Annotated in this window: 26 protein-coding genes; 14 read left to right on the top strand and 12 right to left on the bottom strand. The window is 70.1% G+C overall.

Going from position 1 to position 25,364, the window contains the following annotated elements; genetic code table 11:
• Positions 1 to 23: 23 nt before the first annotated feature.
• From QF035_RS39390 to QF035_RS39380, 3 genes are read right to left on the bottom strand one after another with little or no spacing between them, the layout of a single operon-like run.
• Complete coding sequence (locus QF035_RS39390; RefSeq protein ID WP_307525922.1) at positions 24 to 854, bottom strand: amino acid ABC transporter ATP-binding protein; 831 nt, start codon at positions 852 to 854, stop codon at positions 24 to 26.
• Positions 851 to 1,684: an amino acid ABC transporter permease gene (locus tag QF035_RS39385; RefSeq protein WP_307525920.1), complete on the bottom strand. Its 834-nt coding sequence runs from the start codon at positions 1,682 to 1,684 to the stop codon at positions 851 to 853. Before QF035_RS39385 ends, QF035_RS39390 begins: the two co-directional genes overlap by 4 nt.
• Positions 1,681 to 2,529, bottom strand: a complete 849-nt coding sequence (locus tag QF035_RS39380) for an ABC transporter substrate-binding protein (protein WP_307525918.1) — start codon at positions 2,527 to 2,529, stop codon at positions 1,681 to 1,683. Before QF035_RS39380 ends, QF035_RS39385 begins: the two co-directional genes overlap by 4 nt.
• A 205-nt stretch (positions 2,530 to 2,734) precedes the next feature.
• On the opposite strand from QF035_RS39380, the gene QF035_RS39375 reads away from it, so the two are divergent.
• From QF035_RS39375 to QF035_RS39350, 6 genes are all read left to right on the top strand, one after another.
• Positions 2,735 to 3,781: a pyridoxal-phosphate-dependent aminotransferase family protein gene (locus QF035_RS39375; RefSeq protein ID WP_307525916.1), complete on the top strand. Its 1,047-nt coding sequence runs from the start codon at positions 2,735 to 2,737 to the stop codon at positions 3,779 to 3,781.
• A 292-nt stretch (positions 3,782 to 4,073) separates the two neighbouring features.
• Entirely contained in the window at positions 4,074 to 4,589 is a 516-nt protein-coding gene (locus QF035_RS39370; protein WP_307525914.1) for a GNAT family N-acetyltransferase, read from the top strand.
• 74 nt (positions 4,590 to 4,663) lie between these two features.
• Complete coding sequence (locus tag QF035_RS39365; RefSeq protein WP_307525912.1) at positions 4,664 to 5,377, top strand: DsbA family oxidoreductase; 714 nt, start codon at positions 4,664 to 4,666, stop codon at positions 5,375 to 5,377.
• Positions 5,378 to 5,484: 107 nt separating this feature from the next.
• Positions 5,485 to 6,534, top strand: coding sequence for an aminotransferase class V-fold PLP-dependent enzyme (locus QF035_RS39360; protein ID WP_307525909.1), 1,050 nt, complete (start codon positions 5,485 to 5,487; stop codon positions 6,532 to 6,534).
• A 54-nt stretch (positions 6,535 to 6,588) separates the two neighbouring features.
• On the top strand, positions 6,589 to 7,206 hold the full coding sequence (locus QF035_RS39355; RefSeq protein WP_307525908.1) for an RNA polymerase sigma factor: 618 nt from the start codon (positions 6,589 to 6,591) through the stop codon (positions 7,204 to 7,206).
• 25 nt (positions 7,207 to 7,231) lie between these two features.
• On the top strand, positions 7,232 to 8,377 hold the full coding sequence (locus QF035_RS39350; protein WP_307525906.1) for a maleylpyruvate isomerase family mycothiol-dependent enzyme: 1,146 nt from the start codon (positions 7,232 to 7,234) through the stop codon (positions 8,375 to 8,377).
• A 45-nt stretch (positions 8,378 to 8,422) separates the two neighbouring features.
• On the opposite strand, the gene QF035_RS39345 is transcribed toward QF035_RS39350, so the two are convergent.
• Positions 8,423 to 8,941, bottom strand: coding sequence for a MarR family winged helix-turn-helix transcriptional regulator (locus QF035_RS39345; RefSeq protein ID WP_307525904.1), 519 nt, complete (start codon positions 8,939 to 8,941; stop codon positions 8,423 to 8,425).
• A gap of 191 nt (positions 8,942 to 9,132) precedes the next feature.
• Between QF035_RS39345 and QF035_RS39340 the strand changes: the two genes are divergently transcribed.
• Positions 9,133 to 10,194, top strand: a complete 1,062-nt coding sequence (locus tag QF035_RS39340; RefSeq protein WP_307525902.1) for an alkene reductase — start codon at positions 9,133 to 9,135, stop codon at positions 10,192 to 10,194.
• 245 nt (positions 10,195 to 10,439) lie between these two features.
• On the opposite strand, the gene thpD is transcribed toward QF035_RS39340, so the two are convergent.
• The 7 genes from thpD to QF035_RS39305 all read right to left on the bottom strand — a co-directional run bounded on the left by thpD (position 10,440) and on the right by QF035_RS39305 (position 16,902).
• Complete coding sequence (gene thpD, locus QF035_RS39335) at positions 10,440 to 11,327, bottom strand: ectoine hydroxylase (RefSeq protein WP_307525900.1); 888 nt, start codon at positions 11,325 to 11,327, stop codon at positions 10,440 to 10,442.
• 4 nt (positions 11,328 to 11,331) lie between these two features.
• Entirely contained in the window at positions 11,332 to 11,736 is a 405-nt protein-coding gene (locus QF035_RS39330) for an ectoine synthase (RefSeq protein ID WP_200399089.1), read from the bottom strand.
• 73 nt (positions 11,737 to 11,809) lie between these two features.
• A complete protein-coding gene (ectB, locus tag QF035_RS39325; protein WP_307525897.1) occupies positions 11,810 to 13,081 on the bottom strand; it encodes a diaminobutyrate--2-oxoglutarate transaminase in 1,272 nt (423 codons plus the stop codon).
• A gap of 30 nt (positions 13,082 to 13,111) precedes the next feature.
• Complete coding sequence (gene ectA / locus QF035_RS39320) at positions 13,112 to 13,651, bottom strand: diaminobutyrate acetyltransferase (protein ID WP_190230211.1); 540 nt, start codon at positions 13,649 to 13,651, stop codon at positions 13,112 to 13,114.
• Between the two features lie 356 nt (positions 13,652 to 14,007).
• A complete protein-coding gene (locus QF035_RS39315; protein ID WP_307525895.1) occupies positions 14,008 to 14,538 on the bottom strand; it encodes a DinB family protein in 531 nt (176 codons plus the stop codon).
• Positions 14,539 to 14,590: 52 nt separating this feature from the next.
• The gene (locus tag QF035_RS39310; RefSeq protein ID WP_307525893.1) at positions 14,591 to 15,199 is read right to left on the bottom strand and encodes a DUF1349 domain-containing protein; all 609 of its coding nucleotides are present in this window, start codon (positions 15,197 to 15,199) and stop codon (positions 14,591 to 14,593) included.
• Positions 15,200 to 15,372: 173 nt separating this feature from the next.
• Complete coding sequence (locus tag QF035_RS39305; RefSeq protein WP_307525891.1) at positions 15,373 to 16,902, bottom strand: aldehyde dehydrogenase (NADP(+)); 1,530 nt, start codon at positions 16,900 to 16,902, stop codon at positions 15,373 to 15,375.
• A 130-nt stretch (positions 16,903 to 17,032) separates the two neighbouring features.
• Here QF035_RS39305 and QF035_RS39300 point away from each other — a divergent pair, with 130 nt between their 5' ends.
• The 5 genes from QF035_RS39300 (at position 17,033) to QF035_RS39280 (ending at position 21,974) form a co-directional block, all read left to right on the top strand.
• On the top strand, positions 17,033 to 17,806 hold the full coding sequence (locus QF035_RS39300; RefSeq protein WP_055616458.1) for an IclR family transcriptional regulator: 774 nt from the start codon (positions 17,033 to 17,035) through the stop codon (positions 17,804 to 17,806).
• 1 nt (position 17,807) lies between these two features.
• Positions 17,808 to 18,299, top strand: a complete 492-nt coding sequence (locus tag QF035_RS39295) for a GNAT family N-acetyltransferase (protein WP_307525888.1) — start codon at positions 17,808 to 17,810, stop codon at positions 18,297 to 18,299.
• A gap of 244 nt (positions 18,300 to 18,543) precedes the next feature.
• The gene (locus QF035_RS39290) at positions 18,544 to 19,821 is read left to right on the top strand and encodes a sensor histidine kinase (RefSeq protein WP_307525887.1); all 1,278 of its coding nucleotides are present in this window, start codon (positions 18,544 to 18,546) and stop codon (positions 19,819 to 19,821) included.
• Entirely contained in the window at positions 19,818 to 20,468 is a 651-nt protein-coding gene (locus QF035_RS39285; protein ID WP_307525885.1) for a response regulator transcription factor, read from the top strand. The genes QF035_RS39290 and QF035_RS39285 overlap by 4 nt, the downstream gene beginning before the upstream one ends.
• A gap of 54 nt (positions 20,469 to 20,522) precedes the next feature.
• Entirely contained in the window at positions 20,523 to 21,974 is a 1,452-nt protein-coding gene (locus QF035_RS39280) for a peptidoglycan D,D-transpeptidase FtsI family protein (protein WP_307525883.1), read from the top strand.
• A 174-nt stretch (positions 21,975 to 22,148) separates the two neighbouring features.
• On the opposite strand, the gene QF035_RS39275 is transcribed toward QF035_RS39280, so the two are convergent.
• On the bottom strand, positions 22,149 to 23,600 hold the full coding sequence (locus QF035_RS39275; protein ID WP_307525881.1) for an NCS2 family permease: 1,452 nt from the start codon (positions 23,598 to 23,600) through the stop codon (positions 22,149 to 22,151).
• A 271-nt stretch (positions 23,601 to 23,871) separates the two neighbouring features.
• Between QF035_RS39275 and QF035_RS39270 the strand changes: the two genes are divergently transcribed.
• Positions 23,872 to 24,438: a SigE family RNA polymerase sigma factor gene (locus QF035_RS39270; protein WP_307525880.1), complete on the top strand. Its 567-nt coding sequence runs from the start codon at positions 23,872 to 23,874 to the stop codon at positions 24,436 to 24,438.
• A complete protein-coding gene (locus tag QF035_RS39265) occupies positions 24,435 to 25,277 on the top strand; it encodes a hypothetical protein (RefSeq protein ID WP_307525877.1) in 843 nt (280 codons plus the stop codon). Before QF035_RS39270 ends, QF035_RS39265 begins: the two co-directional genes overlap by 4 nt.
• Positions 25,278 to 25,364 lie beyond the last annotated feature (87 nt).

The following is a 25,364-nucleotide window of genomic DNA, read 5'->3' as shown; positions in this document are numbered from 1 at the left end:
GCCCCTAAAGGGGCACGGAGCGCTCAGCCCTCCTTGCTCAGGCGGCCGGGGCTGTCCTCCTCCACGTCCGCCATCGCCGGATCCAGTAGGCGGGAGAGGAAGTGCCTCGTCCGCTCATGGGTGGGATTGCCGATCACCTGGGCCGGGGTGCCGTCTTCGACGATCACGCCGGCGTCCATGAAGACGACTCGGTCGGCGACCTCGCGGGCGAAGGTCATCTCGTGGGTGACGACCATCATGGTCATGCCCTCGTCGGCGAGCATGCGCATGACGGCGAGGACGTCGCCGACGAGTTCCGGGTCGAGGGCGGAGGTGGGCTCGTCGAAGAGCATCACCTCGGGGCCCATGGCGAGCGCGCGGGCGATGGCGACGCGCTGCTGCTGGCCGCCGGAGAGGGAGGCGGGGTACGCGTCCGCCTTCTCGGAGAGGCCGACCCGCCGGAGGTTCTCGGCGGCGACCTTCGCGGCCGCCTCCTTGTCGCGGCCGAGCACCCGACGCTGGGGCAGCGTGAGGTTCTCGGTCACCGTCAGGTGCGGGAAGAGGTTGAACTGCTGGAAGACCATGCCGATCCGGCGGCGTACGGCGTCGATGTCCACGTCCGGGTGGGTCACTTCGGTGCCGCCGACGAAGACCTGGCCCTTGGTGGGCTCTTCGAGGAGGTTCACGCAGCGCAGGAGCGTGGACTTGCCGGAGCCGGAGGGGCCGATGACGCACACGACCTCGCCGGAGCGGACCTCCAGGTCGATGCCGCGCAGCACCTCGTTGTCGCCGAACGACTTGTGCAGGCCGTGGACCTGGATCTCCGGCGTGCCGCTCGCGTCCTTCGTGAGGGCCGGACTGCTCGTAGTGCTCACTTGGTGGCCTCCCCGGCCTTCGCCTCAAGGCGGCGTACGACGAAACCGAGCGGGATCGTGACCAGCAGATAGCACAGGCCCGCCACCAGGATGGGTGTCGAGTTGGCGGTCTCGCTGGCCAGGTCGCGGCCGAACTTGGAGAGTTCGCGCTCCTCCAGCGTGACCCCGAGGAACAGCACCAGCGAGGAGTCCTTGAAGAGGAGCACCAACTCGTTGGTGAGCGGCGGGATCACGATCCGGAACGCCTGCGGAATGACGATCGAGACCATGGCCCGGGCATGCGAGAAGCCCAGCGAACGGGCCGCCTCCATCTGCCCCTTGGGCACGGCCTGGATGCCCGCGCGGATCGTCTCCGCCATGTACGCGGCCGCGACGAGGCCGAGCGCTAGCGCGACCTTTCCGTACGTGCCGCCGGGGATCTCCGTGCCGGGGAACGCCAACGGCACGGCGACGCCCACGAAGATGAAGATCAGCAGGGCGGGCAGCCCGCGGAAGATCTCGATGTAGATACCGGCCAGCCAGCGGTACGGGCCGACCGAGGAGAGCCGCATCAGGGCGACGACCACGCCGAGGGCGAGGCCGAAGACGAAGCCGGACACCGTGTAGAGGACGGTGTTCTTCAGCGCCAGCGTGATGATGTCCGGGAACATCCGCTCGGCCAGGTCGACCTGGGCGAACTGGTTCTGCAACTGCTCCCAGTCGGCCGTGACACCGAGGGCGGCCAGGGCGGCGACGAACACCGCGTACTGGACGCCCCGCGACACGGCCCGCTTCTGACGTCTGGTCAGACCGCTTCTGCGTGGCTGGACCTTGGTGTCCGTCCCACTCATGAGGCGGCGGACGGGGAAGCGGAGGCGGCGTCCTCGTCGTACGGGCCGATCCACTTCTCGTACAGCTTCTTGTACGTGCCGTCCGCCTTCGCGTCCGCCAGCGCCTTGTTGATGGCGTCGGCGAGCTTGGTGTTGCCCTTCTTCACCGTGACGCCGTACTCCTCACCGGTGTTGATGTTGTCGGCGACCTCGAAGGCGGCCGCGTTGGCCTTGTCCTTCAGCCAGCCCTGGACGACCGGGTAGTCGATGACGACGGCCTTGACCTGGCCGGTGCGCAGGCCGTTGAGGAGCGCGTCGGAGGACTCGAAGGAGACCGGGTCGAGGCCCTTGCTCTTCGCGAACTCCTCGCCGGTGGTCTGCGCCTGGGCGCCGACCTTCTTGCCCTTGAGGTCCGCGAGGGAGGAGATGCCGCTCTTCTTGTCGGCCAGGACGGCCTGGGTGGCCTCGAAGTACGGGTCTGAGAAGTCGACGTTCTTCTTGCGCTCGTCGGTGATCGTCATGCCTGCCGCGGCGAGGTCGCACTGGCCTGCGTTGAGGGACCCGCCGGTCTTGAAGTTCTCGAAGGGCTGGTCGAGGATCACCTGCTTCACACCCAGGTCCTTGGCGACCAGGTCGATGATCGAGACGTCGAAGCCCTGCACCTTGCCGTCGATCTCCGACTGGAACGGCGGGTACGGCAGGTGCGTGCAGGTGGTGAGCTGCCCGCCCTTCACCAGCTCGACCCCGTTCGCGGTGGTCTTCTTGCCCCCGTCGTCGTCCGAAGAACAGCCGGCGACGAGCAGCAGCCCGGCCGTCGCGGTGGTGGCGGCCAGGATGCGGGACCGGCGCCCGAGGACCATCTTCACGGGGGTTGACCTCCTGTGGGGGAACTGTGACTTCTGATTATAAGGAAAGGTTTGAGGCTCTCAAACCATTCCCATGGCCATTGAGCCGTCCGGCCTCAGAAGCCGTCGGTGGGGCGGGCGGGGACCCGCCCGTTACGCTCGTGTGCGTCTACCCCGTGAGCACCATCCGTGAACAGCGCCGTCCGTAAACGAAGAGAGCACTGCTGTGACCCACCCCCTCCTGGACCTGGCACCGCTGAGCGCCGCGCACTTCGCGTCGATCGAGGACCGTGTCGCGCGGCTGCTCTCCACCGAGCAGGACGTGCTGATCACCCAGGGAGAGGCGCTGTTGCCGCTGGAAGGAGCCATTCGCGGCGCCGCAGGGCCCGGCACGACGGCTCTCAACGTGATCACCGGTCCGTACGGGCAGACGTTCGGCGACTGGCTGAGGGACTGCGGCGCGACGGTGTACGACCTGGCCGTCCCCTTCCACACCGCGGTCACGGCCGCACAGATCCAGGAGGCCTTCGCCGAGCACCCCGAGATCGACTTCGTCTCCCTCGTCCACGCGGAGGCTGCCACCGGCAACACCAACCCGGTCGCGGAGATCGGCGAGGCCGTACGGGCGCACGGTGCCCTGTTCTACCTGGACGCGGTGGCGTCGATCGGTGCGGAGCCGGTGCTGCCGGACGCGTGGGGCGTGGACCTGTGTGTGATCGGCGCCCAGAAGGCGATGGGCGGGCCGGCCGGGGTCTCCGCGGTCTCGGTGAGCGCGCGCGCCTGGGCCCGCATGGCCGCCAACCCGCACGCTCCGCGCCGCTCCTACCTCTCCCTCCTGGACTGGAAGGAGCGCTGGATCGACGGCGGTCGGCGGGCGCTCCTGCATGCCCCGGCCCAGTTGGAGATGCTCGCGCTGGAGGCGTGCGTGGTCCGTATCGAGGAGGAGGGGCTCGACACGGTGATGTCCCGCCACGCTGCGGCGGCCGCCGCCACCCGGGAGGGGGTGCTGGCGCTGGGCGCCGGGTTCGAGCCGTACGTGTACGAGGCCTCTGCGGCGGCTCCGGTCGCCACGACGTTGCGTACACCTGTGGGGGTCGACGCCTCCGCCGTGGTGGCCAGGGCGTTGGCCGCCGACCCCTCGTTGCCGTTGGCCGCGGGTGGCGGTGCCCTGGCCAAGGAGATGATCCGGGTCAACCACTACGGCCCCGCGGCGACCCTGGACTCCGTCCAGTCCTCCCTCTCCGCGCTGCGCGCCGCGCTGGCAGAGGGCTGAGTTTCGTCTGCGGCCAGGTGGGGGCTGATCGCGCAGTTCCCCGCGCCCCTGGGTGGGTGGGGGTTCGGTGGTTTGCGACGTGCAGGTCGTCCGTGGCTGAGCGCGCAGTTCCCCGCGCCCCAAAAGACAAAAGCCGGGGCGCAGCCCCGCTTTTAGGGGCGCGGGGAACTGCGCGACTTTAGGGGCGCGGGGAACTGCGCGACAAGCCCCCACCGGGCCCGCACCCGACAACGAACCCCACACCCCCGGAACCGCGCCGGAGGCGACCCGCGTCCTTCGCGGCATGACCGGCATGATCAGAACCCGTGTGACCGGCCGCCGCGTGACGAGAACCGTGCTGTCGGCAGAGGCGGAGACCGTCGCCGCACTGCACTCCCGGACACGGGCGACGTACTACCCGGCCGGGACACCGCAGGACGGCACGGACTGGGTCGCGGCCTGGCGCGCCGCCATCGAGCGCCCCGACGGACACGTGCTGTGCACGGTCCACGAGGGCCGCATCGTGGCCGTCGCCTCGTTCCGCACCGCGACGGGCGCGCCCTCGGACACCGTGAAGCTGTTCCAGCTCCATGTCGACCCGGACCACTGGCGTACGGGCCTGGGGAGCGCGCTGCACGCCGAGTGCGCGGAGCAGTGGCGGGCCGACGGCAAGCGGATCGCGACGCTCGACGTGCACGTGGACAACGAGCGGGCCCGGGACTTCTACGCCCGCCGGGGCTGGGTACCGGATCCGGAGAACCCGCCGGTCGCGGGCGATCACCATCTCGTCCTGCGGTACGCGGTGGGCACCGGGCTCCGCCGGGAATGATCCGAGACCATTGAACGTTCACGTACCGAGCGGAGGGTGCCTCCGTGTCCGTACGAGCCGAAAGAGCCGAAGACATGCGCGTCGAGATCTGGAGCGACATCGCCTGCCCGTGGTGCTACGTGGGCAAGGCCCGCTTCGAGAAGGCGCTCGACGCCTTCCCGCACCGCGACGACATCGAGGTGGTGCACCGCTCCTTCGAGCTCGACCCCGGGCGCGCCAAGACCGACATCCAGCCGGTGATCAAGATGCTCACCAAGAAGTACGGGATGAGCGAGGCCCAGGCGCAGGCGGGCGAGGAGAACCTCGGCACGCAGGCCGCCGCCGAGGGTCTGGAGTACCGCACCCGGGACCGCGACCACGGCAACACCTTCGACATGCACCGGCTGCTGCACCTCGCCAAGGAGCGGGGCCGGCAGGACGAGCTGATCCAGGTCTTCTACAAGGCGAACTTCGCCGAGGAGCGGTCCGTCTTCGGCGACGACGAGCGGCTCGTGGAGCTGGCCGTCTCCGCCGGACTCGACGCCGACGAGGCCCGCAAGGTGCTCGCCGACCCGGCCGCGTACGCCGACGAGGTCCGCGCCGACGAGCGCGAGGCGGCCGAGCTGGGCGCCAACGGCGTGCCGTTCTTCGTCCTGGACCGGAAGTACGGCGTCTCCGGCGCCCAGCCCGCCGAGGTCTTCGCGCAGGCCCTGGAGCAGGCGTGGGGCAGCCACTCGCCCCTCAAGCTGATCCAGCAGGACGACGCCGAGGCGTGCGGCCCCGACGGATGCGCGGTGCCGCAGAACTGACGGGGACGGCAAAAGCGCAGGTCGGGGCGTATCCATAAGCGTTGCTTGGCGAAACCACGTAGAAGTCGGCAATGGACGGGGAGATGCCCGGGCCGCAGAGTGGTCCCATGGAGACCTTCGAGACCCTCGTCCGAGCCGAGTTCGCCGCGAAGAACACCTATCTCAACACCGCGAGCACCGGGCTGCTCCCGGCCCGCGCGGTCGACGCCATGCGGGTCGGCGTCGAGTCCGTGGCGGCCGGGCAGCCGCAGGACATGTTCGCCGACGTGGAGGCGGCCCGCGCCGCCTTCGCCCGTCTCGTCGGAGTCCCGGACCGCCGTGTCGCGGCCGGGGCCTCCGTCGCCGTCTACAGCGGACTGATCGCCGCCTCGCTGCCCGAGGGCGCCGAAGTCCTCACCGCCGAGGCCGACTTCACCTCCGTGGTGAACCCCTTCCACGTGCGCAGCGACCTCAAGGTGCGCACCGTGCCGCTGGAGCGGATCCCCGAGTCGGTGCGCCCCGGCACCGCGCTCGTCGCGGTCAGCGCCGCACAGTCCGCGGACGGCCGGATCGTCGATCTGCCCGCGCTGCGCGAGGCAGCGCGGGAGCACGGGGCCCGTACGTACCTCGACGCGTCCCAGGCCACCGGATGGCTGCCCGTCGAGGCGGACGCGTACGACTATGTGTCCTCCGTCGCCTTCAAGTGGCTCGTCTGCCCGCGGGGCGTGGCTTTCCTGGTCGTTCCGGAGGACCTGGGAGGACTGAACCCGATCTTCGCGGGCTGGGTCGCGGGAGAGCACCCCTGGGACAGCTGCTACGGGCCGGTCGAGGAACTCGCCCACTCCGCACGGCGGTTCGACGAGAGCCCGAGCCTCTTCTCGTACGCGGGCGCCCGTCACTCGCTGGAGCTGATCGAGGAGTTGGGCGTGGACGCCGTGCACGCCCATGACCTCGCCCTCGCCGACCGCTTCCGCGCGGGCCTGGCCGGCCTGGGGCAGGAGCCGGTTCCGGCGCCGGGCTCCGCGATCGTCTCCGTGCCCGGACTCGGCCACCGGCAGCCGGAGTTGAGCCGGGCGGGCATCGAAGTCTCGGACCGCGCGGGCAACTTGAGGGCCGCGTTCCACCTGTACAACACGGCCGCGGACGTCGATCGTCTGCTGGACGTCCTGTCGGGCTGATTGCCGGACCCACTGGCGCGGGACCCACCGGGACGCTAGGAAGGGCATCACGAGGTGGTGGTGCCGGTGGAGCCAACTCTCCACAAGTCCGAACGGCCGCCCGCGGATGCGGAGTTGCATCGGCGGCTGGTGTACGGCGACGAGTCCGCGCTGTCCGAGGCCTACGCGGCGTACGGCGGGCTCGTGCGACGGATCGCCCGGCGCGTCACGAACAGCCCGGCGGCCGCCGAGGACGTGGCGCAGGAGGTCTTCGCCCAGCTGTGGAGCAGGCCGTACGCGTTCGACGCGCGCCGGGGTTCGCTGCGCACCTGGCTGTCCGTGCTCGCGCACCGGCGGGCCGTGGACTGGGTGCGCAGCGAGGCCCGGCACCGCAAGGCCGCCGGGGCGGACGACTCCGCGCTGCACGCCATCCCCGACACCGGGCCCGGGCCCGACGAGGCCGTCGTCGACCGCGAGCGCTCGCTGCTGCTGCACTCCGCGCTGGCCGAACTCCCGCAACCGCAGCGGGAGGTGGTCCACCTCGCCTACTTCGCGGGCCGCACCTACCGCCAGGCCGCCGTCGAGCTCGGCATCCCGGAGGGCACCGCCAAGACCCGCCTACGGTCCGCGCTGCGCAAGTTGGCCGAGACTTTGGCCGAGCCGCCGGATCCGGCGTGGGAAAGGGGCGCATGATGGCGACAGGGGAAGGAGGCGTCCGGTGACCGACGACCACGACGGTGTGCCCGAGCTGCTGGCCGCCTGGGCCTTCGGCGCGCTGCAGCCCGCGGACGAGAAGGTCGTACCGCTGCATCTGGCCGGCTGCGAGAGCTGCGCGGCGGAGGCGGAACGGCTCCGCGAGACCGTACGGCTGCTGAACGTGCCACCGGGGACGGCCGCCGCCGGCAACGGATCACCCGTCGCGCGGAACGGTTCGGCCGCGGTTTCGCAGAACGGTTCGGCCGCCGGGGCGACGGGCGGCGGGGCGACGGGCGCCGGATCCGCGGAAGCGTCCGTCGCCGGTGGCGGTCCGGCCGGAGCGGACGGTGTGCTGGCCCTCGCCCTGCGCTCCCGGCCCGCCCTGCCGCGCGTCGCCGAGCACGCCGCCCCGTACGCGGCCGCCGTCGCCGGACTGCGCGCGCTGCTGCGGGAGGTGGACGGCCACGGGCCGTGGGGCACGCCCGTCGTGCACGACTGGGACGTCCGCGACACCGTCGGCCATCTGATCGCCGCCGACGAGCAACTGGCCGTGCGCCTGGGCCTGGAGACCCACACACCGCCCTCACGGACCACCGAGGACGCCTCGTGGGAGGAGGCCTGGAACACGCGGACCGCCGACGTCATCGCGTACGAGCGGACGCGCGACCCCCAGGAGACGGTGACCGCGTGGGCCGAGCGGGCCGCCGCGCTGCTGGCCACGCCCGAGGCCCGGGATCCCGAACGGGCCGCGCGCGCGACGACGTTGATGGGCGTACGGCTGCCGGTCGCCGACCACTTCGTCGTGCGCGGCTTCGAGGCGTGGATCCACACGGACGACATCGGCCGCGCGCTCGGTCTCGTGGTGCCGCCGCCCCCGGACGCCCACCTGTGGCAGCTGGTACGGCTCGCCGTCCGCATCCTCGGCATGGCTCTGGGGCCGACGGCACCGCCGGTGCTGTTCGCGGTGACGGCAGGCGAGAGCTCCACCGAGTGGGTGCTCGGCTCGGAGGACGAGGCGGTCCGGGGCGAACTCGTCCTGGACGCCGTGGACTTCTGCCTGCTCGTGGGCGGCCGGTACACACCCGACGAGGTACCGAGGGGCGTGGCGGGCGACGAGGACGTCGTACGCGACGTACTGGAGCGCGCGGCCGCCCTGTCCTGGCTGTAGCTCAGCCACTACGGGCCAGGGCAGCGCGCCCCTGGCCCTGGGGAGCTACGAGCCCGGGGCCGGGCAGCCCCCCGTCTCCGTGCAGAGGTTCGCCTCGACCCTGGAGAGGAGAGCGACGAGCTGGGTCCGCTCGGCCGGGCTCAGACCCGCGAGGGCGTGCTCCTCCAGGCCGGACCAGGCGAGTGCGACCTCGTCGAGCAGTCCGCAGCTCTTCTCGGTCGCCTCGACGAGCACCGCGCGCCGGTCCTTCGGATCCGGGCTGCGGGTCACGTGCCCGGACTGCTCGAGGCGCTGGAGCATCTTCGTGATCGTGGACGGATCGAGTTCGACCGCCTTGATGAGGTCCGACTGACGCACCGGGCCCCGGTCCCACAGGTGCATCATCACGAACTCCTGCCCGGGGTAGAGCCCGGCCCCGCGCAGCAGCTTGGCCACGGTCGTGCGGTGCAGCCGGGCGACCCGTGAGATGGCGTGGCTGACCGGGCCGCCGCGCGCGGCGGAGGGCAGCTTGTCGGTACAGACGGGGTCGGCCTGCGGGGCCGCGACCTCCTGGCTGGCACTCATCTCGACTCCCCGGTTCGTGCGGACGTGCTGTCCACCGTACGTCCCACCGCCTCCCCCGCCTTCTCGCGCCGTCTCCCGGCCGTCTTCCGGTCTTCCTCCACCGAGATTACCTTGGTCGGCCAAGGAATAGTCCAGGGTGGCTCCAGGTTCAGTTGATTGGCCGACCACATAAATTATTTCCGGGAGCTCTTGTGACCACTGCATACGACCCGATCGACCTGTCCGGCACACCCCTCGCCAACCGCATCGCCATGGCGCCGATGACCCGCAGCAGGGCGGGCGAGGGCGGCACCCCCACCGACCTCACCGTCGAGTACTACGCCCAGCGCGCCTCCGCGGGGCTGATCATCACCGAGGGCATCCAGCCGTCCGCGATCGGCCAGGGCTACCCGGACACCCCCGGCCTGCACAGCGACGAGCAGATCGCCGCCTGGCGGAAGGTCACCGACGCCGTGCACGCCGCCGGCGGCCGGATCTTCGCGCAGCTCATGCACGCGGGCCGGATCGGCCACCCCACCCTGCTGCCCGACGGACTCGTCAACGTCGGCGCGTCCCCCGTGCCGGCCCAGGGGCAGGTCTACACGCACGAGGGCCCCCTCGACTTCATCGCCCCGCGCGAGCTCACGGGCGACGAGGTCCGCGCCACCATCGGCGAGTTCGTGACCGCCGCGCGGGGCGCCGTCGATGCGGGCTTCGACGGGGTCGAACTGCACGGCGCCAACGGCTACTTGATCCACCAGTTCCTCGCTCCCGGCTCCAACCACCGCACCGACGAGTGGGGCGGCTCCGTCGAGAACCGCATACGGTTCGCCGTCGAGACCGTGAAGGCCGTCGCCGCCGAGATCGGTGCCGGGCGCACCGCCATCCGGCTCTCGCCCGGCAACCCGTACAACGACATCCAGGAGCCCGAGCCGGAGCCCACGTACACCGCACTGGTGGCCGAGCTGGAGCCGCTGGGCCTCGCGTATCTGCACGTCACCGAGGCGGTTGAGATGCGTGAGCTGACCCTCGCGCTGCGCAAGCGGTTCAGCGGGGCCCTCGTCCTGAACCCGGCGACCGAGGGGCCGACCGGGCCGGAGTCCCTGGCCCTCGTCGAGGACGGCGTCGCCGATCTCGTCGCGTACGGCCAGCTGTTCCTGGCCAACCCGGACCTGCCCGCCCGTCTGCGGACCGGCGGCCCGTTCAACGAGCCCGACGGGGCGACGTTCTTCGGCGGGGACGCCAAGGGCTACACGGACTACCCGGCGCTGTAAGGCAGTTGGCCCGGTGCCCGACTCCCATGAGTCGGACACCGGGCCAATCACCCTCAGGCGTACGTCACTTCAGGCGTACGTCACTTCAGGCGTACGTCACTTCAGGCGTACGTCACTTCAGGCGTACGTCACTTCAGGCGTACGTCACTTCAGGCGTACGTCACTTCACCGGAGTGAAGTCCCTCGCCCCGATGCTGTGTCCATTGGCGGCTACGCCGCAGGCCGGCTACGCCGGCGGAAAGGAGTCATCGCACCGGAGTGAAGTCCCTGGCCCCGATGAACTCGGGCCGGCGTACCGGTGCCGAGAACGGCTCCACCGCCGTGTTCTCCACGCTGTTGAACACGATGAAGACGTTCGAGCGCGGGAACGGCGTGATGTTGTCGCCCGAACCGTGCATGCAGTTGCAGTCGAACCAGGTCGCCGAGCCGGCCCTGCCCGTGAAGAGCTTGATGCCGTGCTTGGACGCGAACTTGGTGAGCGCCTCGTCGGAGGGCGTGCCCGCGTCCTGCATCTGCAGCGACTTCTTGTAGTTGTCCTTCGGCGTGGCTCCGGAACAGCCGAGGAACGTGTTGTGCGACCCCGGCATGATCATGAGACCGCCGTTGGTGTCGTAGTTCTCGGTCAGCGCGATCGAGACGGACACGGTGCGCATGTTCGGCAGGCCGTCCTCGGCGTGCCAGGTCTCGAAGTCCGAGTGCCAGTAGAAGCCGCTCGCACCGAAGCCGGGCTTGACGTTGATCCGCGACTGGTGGACGTACACGTCCGAGCCGAGGATCTGCCGGGCGCGGCCGACCACGCGCTCGTCGCGTACGAGCTGGGCGAAGATCTCACTGATCTTGTGGACCTCGAAGACCGAGCGGATCTCCTGCGACTTCGGCTCCACGATCGAGCGCTCGTCGGCACGGATCGCCGGATCCGTCACCAGACGCTCCAGCTCCGCGTGGTAGAGCGCGACCTCGTCCTCGCCGATGATCCGGTCGACGGCGAGGAACCCGTCACGCTCGTACGACTGCAGGTCGGCCCCGGGGATCGGTCCCGGCGTGCCGGGCTCGCTCCACACGACCGGGTCCTGCCGGGGCACGGACACCTCGCTGGTACCGCGACTGGGATACAGGTCGGTGATCGTCGTCATCGGTTCAGACCTCCTCGGGCTCGGTCAGCAGGGGGTAGACGCCGTTCTCGTCATGGTCCTCCCGTCCGGTCACCGGCGGATTGAAGACACAGATGCAGCGGAAGTCCTCCTTGATCCGCATCGTGTGCCTCTCGTGCCCGTCGAGGAGGTACATGGTTCCCGGCGTGATCGTGTACTTCTCGCCGGTCTCGTCGTCGGTGAGTTCGGCCTCGCCCTCGACGCAGACGACGGCCTCGATGTGGTTCGCGTACCACATCGACGTCTCGGTACCCGCGTAGAGGATCGTCTCGTGCACGGAGAAGCCGACCCTCTCCTTGGCGAGGACGATGCGCTTGCTCTCCCAGGTACCCGACGCCGATTTCACGTGTCGGTCAGTGCCTTCGATCTCCTTGAACGAACGGACTATCACGGTGCTGCGAAGCCTCCTTCAGGCTGATGTGCGGTTGGTGCGGTTGATGTGGCCGCTGTGGTTCAGGGGTGGTTCAGGCCGTCTCGCGGACGGCGCGGGCGAGGATGCGCAGGCCCTCGTCCAGTTCCTCGGGGGTGATGGTGAGCGCCGGGAGGAGTTTCACGACCTCGCTCTCCGGGCCCGACGTCTCGATGAGCAGGCCGAGTTCGAAGGCCCGCTTGGCGACAAGGCCCGCGCGCGCCTTGTCGTGGAACTCCATGCCCCAGACCAGGCCCCGGCCGCGGTACTCCTTGACGTCGGCGAGGTTCTCCTCGGTGATCGAGATGAACGCCTCCTCGACCTGCTCGCCACGGGTACGGGTCTGCTTCTCCATGGCGGGACCGTCGGACCAGTACGTCTCCAGCGCGGCGGCGGCCGTCACGAACGCGGGGTTGTTGCCGCGGAACGTGCCGTTGTGCTCGCCCGGCTCCCAGATGTCCAGCTCGGGCTTGAACAGGCAGAGGGACATGGGCAGTCCGTAGCCGCTGATGGACTTGGAGACGGTGACGATGTCGGGGGTGATGCCCGCCTCCTCGAAGGAGAAGAACGCCCCGGTCCGGCCGCAGCCCATCTGGATGTCGTCGACGATCAGCAGCATGTCCTGGCGCTCGCACAGCTCGGACAGGGCGCGCAGCCACTCCGGGCGGGCGACGTTGATGCCGCCCTCGCCCTGCACGGTCTCGACAATCACCGCGGCGGGCTTGTTGAGGCCGGAGCCCTGGTCCTCCAGGAGCCGCTCGAACCAGAGGAAGTCCTCGACCTTGCCCTCGAAGTAGTTGTCGAAGGGCATCGGTGTGCCGTGCACGAGCGGGATGCCGGCGCCGGCCCGCTTGAAGGCGTTGCCGGTCACGGCGAGCGAGCCGAGCGACATGCCGTGGAAGGCATTGGTGAAGGAGACGATCGACTCGCGCCCCTTGACCTTCCGGGCCAGCTTCAGCGCGGACTCGACGGCGTTGGTGCCGGTCGGGCCCGGGAACATGACCTTGTACGGCAGGTCGCGGGGCCGCAGCACCAGGTTCTGGAACGACTCCAGGAACCCGCGCTTCGCGGTCGTCGACATGTCGAGACCGTGCGTGACGCCGTCGCGTTCCAGGTAGTCGATGAGGGCGCGTTTCAGTACGGGGTTGTTGTGCCCGTAGTTGAGCGATCCGGCGCCGGCGAAGAAGTCGAGGTACTCATGGCCGTCCTCGTCGAACATGCGGCTGCCCTGCGCCCTGTCGAAGACGGTGGGCCAGGCACGGCAGTAGCTGCGCACCTCCGACTCCAGGGTCTCGAAGACGCTCAGGTCGGGCTGGGTGATGGTCACGGAGTTGCTCCTCAGGGCGTGGGGGGTTCGTCAGTGCGACAGGGGGCCGATGCGGTACAGCACCTCTGGGTCGTGCGGTCCGTCGGGGAAGTGCGCTGTGTCGAACAGGACCTCACGCTCGACGGTCGCTCCGTGGCGTCCGGCGTACGACGTGAACAGGCGCTCGGAGGCGGTGTTGCCCGGGGTGATGGTGGTCTCGACGGTGGTCAGCTCGTGTGTGCGGGCGATCCGCAGGGTCAGTCCGTCGAGGAGCGCGGCGGCGAGGCCGCGTCCGCGCTGTTCCGCGTCGACGGCCACCTGCCACACGAGAAGCGTGTGCGGGCGCTCCGGCCGGATGTAGCCGGTGACGAAGGCGACCGGCTCGCCGTCGGCCGTACGCGCCACCGCGGAGGTGCCGGCGAAGTCACGGCACCACAGCAGGTAGCTGTAGGAGGAGTTCAGGTCGAGGTTCCCGGAGTCCTTGGCAATGCGCCAGAGCGCGGCTCCGTCCACCACGTGCGGACGGTCGATCCGCAGCCCTTCCGGCATTTCCAGGAATTCCGCTTGCAGGTCTGCTTGTGCGGCGGTCATGCGGATTGAATTTACCCAGCGAAAGTTCAAATTGCATCGCCGGAGGGGGTTACGTCGACGCGCCTGCTGTGTTATCACGCGGGCGCGGATGCCGCGTACCACCAGTCAGAAGCCGCCACTTTATCCCGAAAATAAGGGAGAAACCGGGCGCCCTGTGTATTGCGTCACAGCCGTGTAATCACCACGAGATCTGCCCGAATTAAGAGGTTGGTGTTCGCGAAATCTTAGCGTTTAGGTTCGGAGAAAGCGGGCAGAAGAATACGGGGAGCTGCACTGAATAAGGCCCCAGAAAAGCGCCGAGAAATACCCCCGGATAAACCGAACCGGAATTCCCCGATCACCCACCGCCCCGCTGGTCAGGCGCCTGTGACCCCATCAATCCGCTCCCTGACGATGTCCGCGTGACCGTTGTGGCGCGCGTATTCCTCGATCAGGTGGACAAGGATCCAGCGCAGACTGACCTCCAGCCCGGCCATCGGCCCGTCGACAATCCGGCCGAGGTCGTCGAGCGACCGTCCGGCGGACAGCTCCTGCCCGCGCCCGACCTCGCGGCGCCAGTCCGCCAGCGCTTCGTCGAGCCCGCGCTCCGGGTCGAGGGCGTATCCGCCGGCGCCGTCCTCGTACAGCGTCGGCACGTCGAGTCCCGCGAACACCGCCTGGAACCAGTTCCGCTCCACCTCGGCCAGGTGCTGCACCAGCCCGAGCAGCGTCAGCTCCGACGGCGCGGTGGACGCCAGCCGCACCTGGCCGTCGTCCAGCCCCGCACACTTCGACTCCAGGGTGGCCCGGTGGAACGCGAGCCAGCTCTCCAGCATGGGCCGCTCAGCCCCGGTCATGAGCGGGAGAGGGCGGCCGTCCGGCAGGGTCTGGTACGTGTCGGTGGTCATGCCCGGCAGCATGACACCGGGCGTCCGCCGGTACGACCCCGCCGGCCGAGGCTCAGGTGCCGTCTCTGAGGTCTGCCGGCCAGTCCGGGTGGTATTCGATGTGGTCGTAGGTGACCACGCAGCCCTCGCCCATCGGGGACTGGGTCATGAAGCCGATCAGGGCGGCGCCGGTCTCCTTCTCGTCGGCCAGGGTGAAGAGGCGGACGAAGGTCCAGCGTTTACCGTCCCTGGACGCGTGGAAGGCGAAGGCACGGCCGGTGCGGCTGATCCTCAGCCAGACCGAACTGCCATCCACCGTGAAGGAGTTGGCGTCGTCGGAGTGGCCACGGGTGACGACCGTGCAGACGGTGGGCACGTCCGGCGAGTTCTCCAGGCAGAGCTTGGCCCAGGCCCGCTCGCCCACATGCACGTACAGCACGCCCGCGTCGAACGCCCCGGCGAAACCGACCGTGACCCGGGCGATGAGCTGGAAGTCCCCCTCCGGCGACCCGAGCAGCCGGGGCGCGTCGGACGCGGGGTCCAGCCCCTCGTCGGTCGGCGGCACGAACCGGTCCTGCCGCGCCCCCGCCCACCCGGTGAGCACCCCGTCCTCGTACGACCAGTGCCCGTCGGGCCCGTACGTCCGAAGAGAAAAGGGAAGTTCAGGAAGTTCCAAGTCCATCCCCCGAGTCTGTCAGGTCCACCCCCACGCCCAGAAAGGGGCGCGGGGCCGTATCACCGCACGGCTGCGCCGCAGGGGGCGCCCCTCAAGGGGCGCGGGGAACTGCGCGATCAGCCACAACGGGCCCGCAGCCGCAGAACGGCCACGGGCCCAACGGCGCACCCCGCGGAGCGCTACCGCTCCAGTCGCCCGTCGTACCGCCGCGGCAACCCCAGCGGATTGTCGTCGCGAAGCTCCACCGGCAACAGCGCCTCCGGCGTGTTCTGGTACGCCACCGGCCGCAGCCACCGCTCGATCGCCGTACCGCCGACCGACGTGGACGTGGAGGTGGTCGCCGGGTACGGCCCCCCGTGGTGCTGGGAGGGCGCGACCGCGACACCGGTCGGCCACGCGTTGACCAGGACGCGCCCCGCGAGCGGCGTCAGCTCGGCGAGGATCTCCGCACCGCGCCCCTCGCCGGCCGTCTCCTCCGTGGAGAGGTGGACGGTCGCGGTGAGGTTGCCGGGCAGCCGCGCGAGCACCGCGTTCGCCTCGGCCTCGTCCTCGTAGCGCGCGACGACGGTGACCGGCCCGAAGCACTCCTCGAGCAGCAGGTCGTACTCGCCCTCGCTCGCGAGCCGCTCGGCCGGAACCGTCAGGAAGCCGGGGCTCACCGTGTGCTCGCTGCCCGCGCCCGGGGTCACCGGGGCGTCCACGTCGGGGAGTTCGGCCCGCTCGGCGACCCCCGCGACGAAGTTGTCGCGCATGCGGTGGTCCAGGAGAACACCCGCGTCCGTGTCGCTCACCGCGTCCGTGAGCGACTTGACCAGCCGGTCACCGGACGCGCCGGCGGGCGCCAGCACCAGACCGGGCTTCACGCAGAACTGGCCGACGCCCAGCGTCATGGAGCCCGCGAGCCCCGTACCGATCGCCTCGGCGCGCTCGGCGGCCGCGGCCTCGGTGATGACGACGGGGTTCAGGGAACCCAGCTCGCCGTGGAAGGGGATCGGCGCGGGCCGGGCGGCCGCCGCGTCGAAGAGGGCACGTCCACCGCGTACCGAACCGGTGAATCCGGCGGCCGTGACCAGCGGGTGCCTGACCAGCTCGACGCCCGCGTCGAAGCCGTGCACCAGGCCGAGGACGCCGTCCGGGATGTCGTGCTGGGCGGCGGCCCGGCGCAGGACGGACGCGACCAGCTCGGAAAGGCCCGGGTGGTCGGGGTGCGCCTTGACTACGACCGGGCAGCCCGCGGCGAGCGCGCTCGCGGTGTCGCCGCCGGGCACGGAGAAGGCGAAGGGGAAGTTCGAGGCCGAGTAGACGGCGACGACGCCCAGCGGCACCTTGTAGCGGCGCAGGTCCGGGATCGGCGGGGTCGCGGTGTCGTCGGGGTGGTTGATCACGACCCCGAGGAACTCGCCCTCGTCGACGATGTCCGCGAAGGCCCGCAGCTGGTAGCAGGTGCGGGCGAGCTCGCCGGTGAGCCGGACCGGACCGAGCGCGGTCTCCGCGTCCGCGGCCTCGACCAGGTGGTCCTTGGCGCCTTCGAGCTGGTCGGCCGCGGAACGCAGGAAGGCCGCGCGGACGGTGCGGTCGGCGAGTGCTCCCCGGGCGGCATGGGCCGCGCGGACGGCCGCGTCCACCTCCTGGGCTGTGGCTTCCACCGCAACCTGCTCGCGCTGCTTCCCGGTTCGGGGGTCGACACTCCAGACTGGTGCTGCTGCCACCGCGGGTCCCTCCAGATGTAATGCCGCAGTTCATGTGCCACTCACCAGCGGCGTTCGATATGCTGAACGCTGTCTCTGGTGGTGAATATGCTGTGGAGACTATTTCCCGGCGAACTAGGGGGTCAAGGCGATGTCGGCAGTCGAGACGGGCGGCGGCGCGCAAGTCAAGTCCGCGGTGCGGACGGTTGAATTGCTCGAGTACTTCGCCGGACGCCCGGGCATGCACTCCCTGGCCGCCGTGCAGGAGGCCGTCGGGTACCCCAAGTCCAGTCTCTACATGCTGCTGCGCACCCTCGTCGAGCTCGGCTGGGTCGAGACGGACGCGACGGGCACGCGGTACGGCATCGGCGTACGGGCCCTGCTCGTCGGTACGTCGTACATCGACGGCGACGAGGTCGTGGCCGCGGCCCGGCCGACGCTGGACCGGCTCTCCGACGACACGACGGAGACGATCCACCTGGCGCGCCTCGACGGCACGAACGTCGTCTACCTCGCGACCCGCCAGTCCCAGCACTACCTCCGCCCCTTCACACGCGTGGGCCGCCGGCTGCCCGCGCACTCCACGTCGCTCGGCAAGGCGCTGCTCGCCACGCACACCGACGAGCAGGTACGGAAGCTGCTCCCGGAGACGCTCCCCGCGCTGACCGAGCACACGATCACCGACCGGGAGAAGCTCATCGAGGAGCTGCACCAGGTACGGGAGCAGGGGTTCGCGGTGGACCGCGAGGAGAACACGCTCGGACTGCGCTGCTTCGGCGTCGCGATCCCCTACCGGACGCCCGCCCGGGACGCGATCAGCTGCTCGGTGCCGGTGGCGCGGCTGACGCCCGCGCACGAGCAGATGGTGAAGGACGCGCTGTTCGACGCGCGGGACCGACTGACCCTCGCCACCCGGAGGCTCTGACATGTCTGAACTGTCCGACGCGGAGGTCGTGCTCCGCGAGATCCACGACAGCGATCTGCCGGTGTTCTTCCGGCAGATGATGGATCCCGAGTCGGTGCGGATGGCCGCGTTCACCGCGAAGGACCCGACGGACCGGGACGCCTTCGACGCCCACTGGAAGCGGATCCGCAGCTTGTCCGACGTCGTCAACCGTACGGTCCTCGTCGACGGTGACGTGGTCGGCAACGCGGCGGTGTACGGCCCGCCCGACGAGCGCGAAGTGACGTACTGGATCGACAGGGCGTACTGGGGGCGGGGGATCGCCACCGGGGCGTTGCGGGCGTTGCTCGAAGCCGTGCCCGAGCGTCCGTTGTTCGCCCGGGCCGCCGTGGACAACGTGGGGTCGTTGCGGGTGCTGGAGAAGTGCGGGTTTCGCGTCTCCGGGCGGGACAGGGGCTTCGCCAATGCGCGGGGTGAGGAGATCGACGAGGTTGTGCTGACGCTCGAAGCGTGAGCGTGCGTCGGTTCTTCGGTGGGGCGCCGTTGGGGTTGCGGGTCGTTGCCTGGTGCGGGTTGTGTGTGGCTGGTCGCGCAGTTCCCCGCGCCCCTTTCGGGGCCTGACATCGCGTCCCCCTCCCCCGTGCGGCGGAGGCGGATCGTCGTCGCGCAGGACGTGGCCCGGTGGGGTGGGGCGGGAGCGTGGGTGTCATGACGCAGACGTTTCGTCGGATGTTGTACGCCGTCGCCGAGCGGTCGACGTGAGCGCGCTCGCCCGGACCCTGTTCGGGAGGCGGACGCGTCGGCGGTGGATCCATCTGATCCTCGGCGGCGCGCTCGCCATGCCGTACGTCTTCGTCGGCGAGCTGATCGTCGGCCCGTTCACGAACTCCCAGAACCTGTTCAGTTCGCTGCCCCACCAGCTGCTCGCCTTCGGCGCCGGGCTGCCGCTCGCCGCGGTCACCGGGGTGTTCCCGCTGACCCGGCCGATGTCGGTGGCCGTGGTCCGGGCCCTGTGCGGGGTCGACGGCGACCGTCTCGCCGACGGGCCCGCGCGCACCCGGCAGGCGAAGGGGCGTACGGCGGTGTGGTTCACGCTGCACCTGGCGTTCGGCGGAGTCATCGCCGGGATGTCCCTCGCGACGCCGCCCTTCGCGGTGGTGCTGATCGTGCTGCCGCTCTACGTGGGGCTGCGCGACACCCGGCTCGATCTGCCCGAACTCCTCGACCACACCTGGGTGTTGGCGCTCTCCCCGGTCGCGGGCGCGGCGATGCTGGCGGCTCTGGCCGGCTGCGCGGCGGGCGCGGGCGCGCTGCTGGCCCGCTGGGCGCCGGAGTTGCTCGGGCCCACACCCGAGGACCGGCTCGCGGCCGCGGAGGCCCACGCCGCCGATCTCGCCGTACGCAACCGGCTGGCCCGTGAGCTGCACGACTCCGTCGGCCACGCGCTGAGCGCCGTCACGCTCCAGGCGAGCGCGGCCCGCCGGGTCCTGGACAGCGACCCCGAGTTCGTGCGCGAGGCGCTGGCCGCGATCGAGGACACCACGCGCCGCACGGTGGGCGAACTCGACGCCGTACTGGGCGTGTTGCGCGACGCCGACTCCCCCGGCGGCGGCTTCCCCGGCACGACCCCCGCTCCGGCGCCCACCCTCGCCGCCGACCTCGACGGTCTGCTCCGCCGCACCCGCGCGGGCGGCCTCCGCGTGACCGTCGCCGTGGACGCGGACCCCGAGGCGCTGCCCCCGCTCGTCTCCCGCGAGGCGTACCGCATCGTGCAGGAGGCCCTGAGCAACGCCCTCAGGCACGCCGGGTCCGGGACCTCCGTGACGCTCCGGATCAGGGTGGTCCCCGACGGCAAGGAGCTGGACATCGCCGCCGAGAATCCCGCGCCGGCGGCCGCGGTTCCCCGTCCCGGCGGGGGCCACGGTCTGCGCGGGATCGCCGACCGGGCCCGGCTCCTGGGCGGCACCACGGAGTGCGGCCCGGTGGACGGGGTGTGGCGGCTGCACGTACGACTCCCCCTGGAAGGACCCGCATGACCATCCGGATCGTCCTCGCCGACGACGAGCGCATGGTGCGCACCGCGCTGCGCGCGATCCTGACGGCCGAGCCCGGTCTGGAGGTCGTCGGCGAGGCGGCCACGGGCGCCGAGGCCGTGTCCGTCGTCCGCGAGCTGGCACCCGACGTCGTCCTCATGGACGTCCGCATGCCCGGGATCGACGGCATCCGCGCCACCGAACAGATCCTGGCGACGCTTCCCGATCCCCCACGCATCGTCGTGGTGACCACCTTCGAGAACGACGCGTACGTGTACGAGGCGCTGCGCGCCGGAGCGTCCGGGTTTCTGCTCAAGCGGGCCGAGGCCGACGCGCTGGTCCAGGCCGTGCGGCTGGTCACGCACAGCGACAGCCTGCTGTTCCCGGCGGCGGTGCGGGCGCTCGCCACCGAGTACGGGCGGCCGAAGGCGGCACCGCCGGCGTGGGTGGCGAGGCTCACCGGCCGCGAGAGCGAGGTCCTGCGGCTGATGGCCGCCGGGCTCACCAACGCCGAGATCGCGAGCCGCATGGGCGTCGGGCCCGCGACGGTGAAGACCCATGTGGCGGCCGTCCTGGCGAAGACGGCGGCCCGGGACCGTACACAGGCGGTGATCGCGGCGTACGAGGCGGGCTTCATGAAGGACGTATGAAAAATCCGGGTGGGTGGGAACGATCGGGTCCGTCCTGGTCGTCGTCCATATGGGATGAACAAAACGATCAGGCGCGCCTCCGTCTTCACCCTGCTGCTCGTCCTCGCCCTGCTGGTCCGGGCGACCTGGGTGCAGTTCTACGAAGGCCAGGCGCTCGCGGACAGCAAGGACAACCGACGGAACGCGATCGAGCAGTACGCGTACCCGCTCGGGAACATCATCGTGGCCGGGGACGCGATCACCGGTTCCGCGCAGACGAAGGGCGGCGACCTCAAGTACAAGCGCACGTACACCGACGGCAGCCTCTACTCGGCGGTCACGGGCTACAGCTCCCAGGTGTTCGGGGCGACGCAGCTGGAGGGCATCTACCAGGACCTGCTCGACGGCACGGACAACCGCCTGAAGAACCCCCTCGACACGGTCACCGGCAAGCGCGCCGACCCGGGTGACGTGGTCACCACGATCGATCCGGCCGTGCAGAAGGCTGCGTACGAGGCGCTCGGCGACAAGAAGGGCGCCGCCGTCGCGATCGACCCGAAGACGGGCAAGATCCTCGGCGTCGTGTCCACCCCGTCGTACGACCCCTCGGTGCTCAGCGCCGGCGACTCCGACGCCTGGACGAAGCTGACGAAGGACCCGGAGAAGCCGATGACGAACCGGGCGATGCGCCAGCCGCTGCCGCCGGGTTCGACGTTCAAGCTGGTCGTCGCGGCCGCCGCGCTGGAGGACGACCTGTACGCCTCGGTGGACACGAAGACCGACAGCGAGAACCCGTACACGCTGCCGGGCACGACCAGGGTCCTGGAGAACGAGAGCAAGTCCGCGCCCTGTGAGAACGCGACGATCCGTGTCGCCCTCCAGTACTCGTGCAACAACGTCTTCGCGAAGATGGCCGTCGATCTGGGCCAGGACAAGCTGAAGGCGATGGCCGAGAAGTTCGGCTTCAACGACAAGTCGCAGGACGTGCCCGTGCGGGCGTACGAGAGCGTGTATCCGTCGGACATGGAGAAGTCGTCCACGGCGCTGACGGGTATCGGGCAGTTCGACGTGACCGCGACGCCGTTGCAGATGGCCATGGTGTCGGCCGCCATCGCCAACGGCGGCAAGCTGGTCTCGCCGCACATGGTGTCGCAGATCAGTGACGCGGACGGCAACGTGCTGGAGAACTACGACGACTCGACGGACTCGAAGGAGATCGTCAGCTCGTCCACGGCCGAGCAGTTGCAGTCGGCGATGCAGACGGTCGTCGAGGAGGGCACGGGCACGAACGCGCAGATCTCCGGGGCGACGGTGGGCGGCAAGACCGGTACGGCGCAGCACGGCGAGAACAACAGCAAGACGCCGTACGCGTGGTTCACGTCGTACGCGAAGGATGACTCCAGCGGCAAGGAAGTGGCTGTGGCCGTGCTGGTGGAGCAGTCGAATGCGGCGCGCTCCGAAGTCAGCGGCAATGGATTGGCTGCGCCGGTTGCGAAGGCGATGATGCGGGCCGCGCTTCAGAACTGACGGTTCCTGTGGGTCGGTTCGTCGGCTGCCGGCCGGTGGGGGCTGGTCGCGCAGTTCCCCGCGCCCCTGAAAGACGGGGCTGCGCCCCTGTCTTTCATCTTTCAGGGGCGCGGGGAACTGCGCGACCAGCCACACACGGCCCGCGGCCGACCGATCACCCCCGGAGGGTGGTCGCTACTTCACTCCCAGAACCTGTTCGATCGGGTCGATCGCGAAGTAGATCAGGAACAGCACCGACGTGCCCCACAGCAGCCAGTGGACCTCCTTCGCCTTGCCCAGCACCGTCTTGATCAGGACGTAGGCCAGGAAGCCCGCCCCGATGCCGTTGGTGATCGAGTAGGTGAAGGGCATCACGGCGATCGTCAGGAACGCCGGGATGGCGATCTCGTAGCGGTCCCAGTCGATGTGCTTGACCTGGGTCATCATCAGGAAACCGACCGCGACGAGCGCGGGCGCCGCCGCCTGGAGCGGGACGATCGTCAGCAACGGGGTCATGAACAGGGCGAGGCCGAAGAGCCCGCCGGTGACCAGGTTCGCGAAGCCCGTGCGCGCACCCTCGCCGACGCCCGCGGCCGACTCGATGTACGAGGTCGAGGACGAGGCGGAGGCCGCGCCGCCCGCGACCGCCGCGGCGCCGTCGATGAGCAGGACGCGGCCGAGGTTGGGAACCTTGCCCTCCTCGTCCAGGAGCCCGGCCTCGGCGCTGATGCCGACGACCGTGCCCATGGTGTCGAAGAAGTCCGACAGGATCAGCGTGAAGACCAGCAGCACGACGGTGATCACGCTCGCCTCACCGAAGGCGCCGAACAGGCTGAAGTCGCCGAGCAGCCCGAAGTCGGGCGAGGCCACGACGTCGTCGGGGATCTTCGGCGTGGTCAGGCCCCAGCTCTTGATGTCCGCGATCTCGTTGATGATGATCGCGACGATCGTCATCGTCACGATGCTGATCAGGATCGCGCCCTTGACCTTGCGGGCAAGCAGCCCGATGGTCAGCAGCACACCGAGACAGAAGACCAGGATCGGCCAGCCGGCCAGCGCGCCGGTGCCGCCGAGCTGCACCGGGACCGTGGTGTTCGCGACGTCGGGTATGCGGGTGACGAACCCGGCGTCGACGAAGCCGATGAAGGCGATGAACAGGCCGATGCCGACGCTGATCGCCTGCTTGAGCGGCTGAGGTATCGCGTGCATGACGGCCTCGCGCAGACCCGTCACCACCAGGACACAGATCAGCAGGCCCTCGAGGACGATCAGGCCCATCGCGTCGTCCCAGCTCATCAGCGGGGCGATCTGGAAGGCCACGACGGCGTTGAGGCCGAGTCCGGCGGCGAGCGCGAGCGGCAGGTTGCCGCCGACACCCATGATGACCGTCATCACGGCGGCCACGAGTGCGGTGGCGGTGACCAGCTGGACGTTGTCGAGCTGGTCACCGAACTTGTCCTTGGCGCTTCCCAGGATGATGGGATTCAGGACAAGGATGTAGGCCATCGTGAAGAACGTGGCGAAGCCGCCGCGTACCTCACGGGCGAAGGTGGAGCCCCTGGCGGAAATCTTGAAGAACCGGTCGACGCTGTTCGCCGGGGGTGGTCCGGCGCTCGGCCGGTCTGCCACCTTCTCAGTTTCGGACATGGCTGATGCTCCTCGTTACCTGCGTGTTCAGAGTGCGGATGCTGGCTGGATTGTTCCCTCGTTGAACCGTTTTCAGGTTTTCCCCGTGTTACGGAATCGAGTTCGGCCCGCCATACGATGTTCGAAGCGCTGTACGAACGCCTGATACTCTCTCGGATCTCGCCCCACAGGACACCGTTCCTTCACACCCGCAACGCAGGGGCCGTATACGCACGTACCCCGTGAGAGCCGTCAGGCGTACCGCGCAGGAACCGACAGGGAGAGGTCGCCCGTGGGCACTGTCGTCGACGACGCCGCCTCCGCGGAGTTCCACGATTTCTTCGAGCGCCACTACGCCGAACTGGCGCGTCTGGCCCACCTGTTGACGGGTGAGTCGGACGCCGCCGACGATCTCGCGGCGGACGCGCTGCTCGCGCTGTGGCACCGCTGGGACCGGGTGCGCGCGGCGGACCACCCGGTGGCGTACGCGCGTGGTGTGGTCGCCAATCTGGCCAGGAGCCGGATCCGCAGCGCGGTGCGTGAGCGCAGACGGATCACGCTGTTCTGGTCACAGCGCGAGGACAAGACCGAGAATCCCGACATACCGGGCATGGTCGATGTCCAGGAGGCCCTGCGCAGACTGCCGTTCCGCAAGCGGGCGTGCGTGGTTCTGCGGCATGCTTTCGACCTCTCGGAGAAGGACACCGCGCTGTCCCTCGGAATCTCGGTCGGTACGGTGAAGAGCCAGACGTCGAAGGGGATGGCGGAGCTGCAGCGGTTGCTGGGGTCCCAGGAGGCTCCGCGGCGGATGCACGCGGCGGTACTGCGTGCCACCGGAGCCGAAGGGAGGGAACGATGAAGGACGTGCACGAGGAGCTGCGCGCCACGCTGCGGGACGCGGCCGAGGCACATGAGCCCGACCGCGCGCACATCCTGGCGCGTGTCGAACGCGGCATGGCCGGTACGGAGAGTGCCGGGCGCCCCTCCCCGCGGTCGTCCCCGCTCGGCTGGTTCCGTGTCGTCGGCGCCACGGCTGCCGCCGCCGGGGTGCTCGCGGTGGGCGGCTACGCGGTCGCGTCCGCGGTGAAGGACGACAAGGCGGCCGACCAGACGGTCGCGACCTCCCCCACGCCCGATCCGTCGCCGGAGGCGACGAGCCGTGCCCCGATTCCGCCGGACCCGGCCAAGTCGTCGCCCCCGCCGGACAGGCCGAGCACGCCGAACTCCCCGACGGCCACGCCGACTCGTACCTCCCCCGTCGCTCCGCCCGCGAACGCGGACGACGAGGACGGCCCGCTGTGGTCGGACGGCTCGCTCGACCCGCACAGCAACGAGTTCTGGGCGCAGAGCGATGTGACGCTGAAGACGAGCAAGCAACTCACCGCGCTCACCGTCGAGTTGAAGGTCAAGCAGACCGGCGGGGTCACCTCGACGGGTGCCTGGCGCTCGGCGCCCGAGGAGGACTTCACGGTGACCGTCACCGAGAAGGACGGCTTCCTCGTCTACACCTGGGTGCTCAAGTCGGGCCGCACGGTGTGGCCGGGCGAGTGGGTCTTCGCGGGCCAGTATGACCACGACCGCGGCGGCCGCGACGCCGGAGACGACACGTACGCGGTCGGCGCGCAGGCCGGGGGTCAACAGCTGGGCGTGGCGGGCGACTTCGCACGTGACGCGTCCGACGACGACGGCGACTCGTAGACAGCGACCCGTAAACGACGGCGCGTAGACGACGACTCGTAGAAAAGTTCCGACGGGCGGCAACTCCCGCCCTCCGGGTGGCGACCA

This window comes from Streptomyces umbrinus (assembly GCF_030817415.1).
GTDB classification, from domain to species: Bacteria; Actinomycetota; Actinomycetes; order Streptomycetales; family Streptomycetaceae; genus Streptomyces; species Streptomyces umbrinus_A.
The sequence above is the reverse complement of the archived record's forward strand: the minus strand, read 5'-3'. Positions and strand labels throughout refer to the sequence as shown.

Excerpts from the sequence above, each read along its gene's own strand:
- QF035_RS39385 (WP_307525920.1), bottom strand. The coding sequence starts at position 1,684 with ATGAGTGGGACGGACACCAAGGTCCAGCCACGCAGAAGCGGTCTGACC.
- QF035_RS39370 (WP_307525914.1), top strand. The coding sequence starts at position 4,074 with ATGATCAGAACCCGTGTGACCGGCCGCCGCGTGACGAGAACCGTGCTG.
- QF035_RS39365 (WP_307525912.1), top strand. The coding sequence starts at position 4,664 with ATGCGCGTCGAGATCTGGAGCGACATCGCCTGCCCGTGGTGCTACGTG.
- QF035_RS39360 (WP_307525909.1), top strand. The coding sequence starts at position 5,485 with ATGGAGACCTTCGAGACCCTCGTCCGAGCCGAGTTCGCCGCGAAGAAC.
- QF035_RS39345 (WP_307525904.1), bottom strand. The coding sequence starts at position 8,941 with ATGAGTGCCAGCCAGGAGGTCGCGGCCCCGCAGGCCGACCCCGTCTGT.
- thpD (WP_307525900.1), bottom strand. The coding sequence starts at position 11,327 with ATGACGACGATCACCGACCTGTATCCCAGTCGCGGTACCAGCGAGGTG.
- ectA (WP_190230211.1), bottom strand. The coding sequence starts at position 13,651 with ATGACCGCCGCACAAGCAGACCTGCAAGCGGAATTCCTGGAAATGCCG.
- QF035_RS39315 (WP_307525895.1), bottom strand. The coding sequence starts at position 14,538 with ATGACCACCGACACGTACCAGACCCTGCCGGACGGCCGCCCTCTCCCG.
- QF035_RS39310 (WP_307525893.1), bottom strand. The coding sequence starts at position 15,199 with ATGGACTTGGAACTTCCTGAACTTCCCTTTTCTCTTCGGACGTACGGG.
- QF035_RS39300 (WP_055616458.1), top strand. The coding sequence starts at position 17,033 with ATGTCGGCAGTCGAGACGGGCGGCGGCGCGCAAGTCAAGTCCGCGGTG.
- QF035_RS39295 (WP_307525888.1), top strand. The coding sequence starts at position 17,808 with ATGTCTGAACTGTCCGACGCGGAGGTCGTGCTCCGCGAGATCCACGAC.
- QF035_RS39285 (WP_307525885.1), top strand. The coding sequence starts at position 19,818 with ATGACCATCCGGATCGTCCTCGCCGACGACGAGCGCATGGTGCGCACC.
- QF035_RS39280 (WP_307525883.1), top strand. The coding sequence starts at position 20,523 with ATGAACAAAACGATCAGGCGCGCCTCCGTCTTCACCCTGCTGCTCGTC.
- QF035_RS39275 (WP_307525881.1), bottom strand. The coding sequence starts at position 23,600 with ATGTCCGAAACTGAGAAGGTGGCAGACCGGCCGAGCGCCGGACCACCC.
- QF035_RS39265 (WP_307525877.1), top strand. The coding sequence starts at position 24,435 with ATGAAGGACGTGCACGAGGAGCTGCGCGCCACGCTGCGGGACGCGGCC.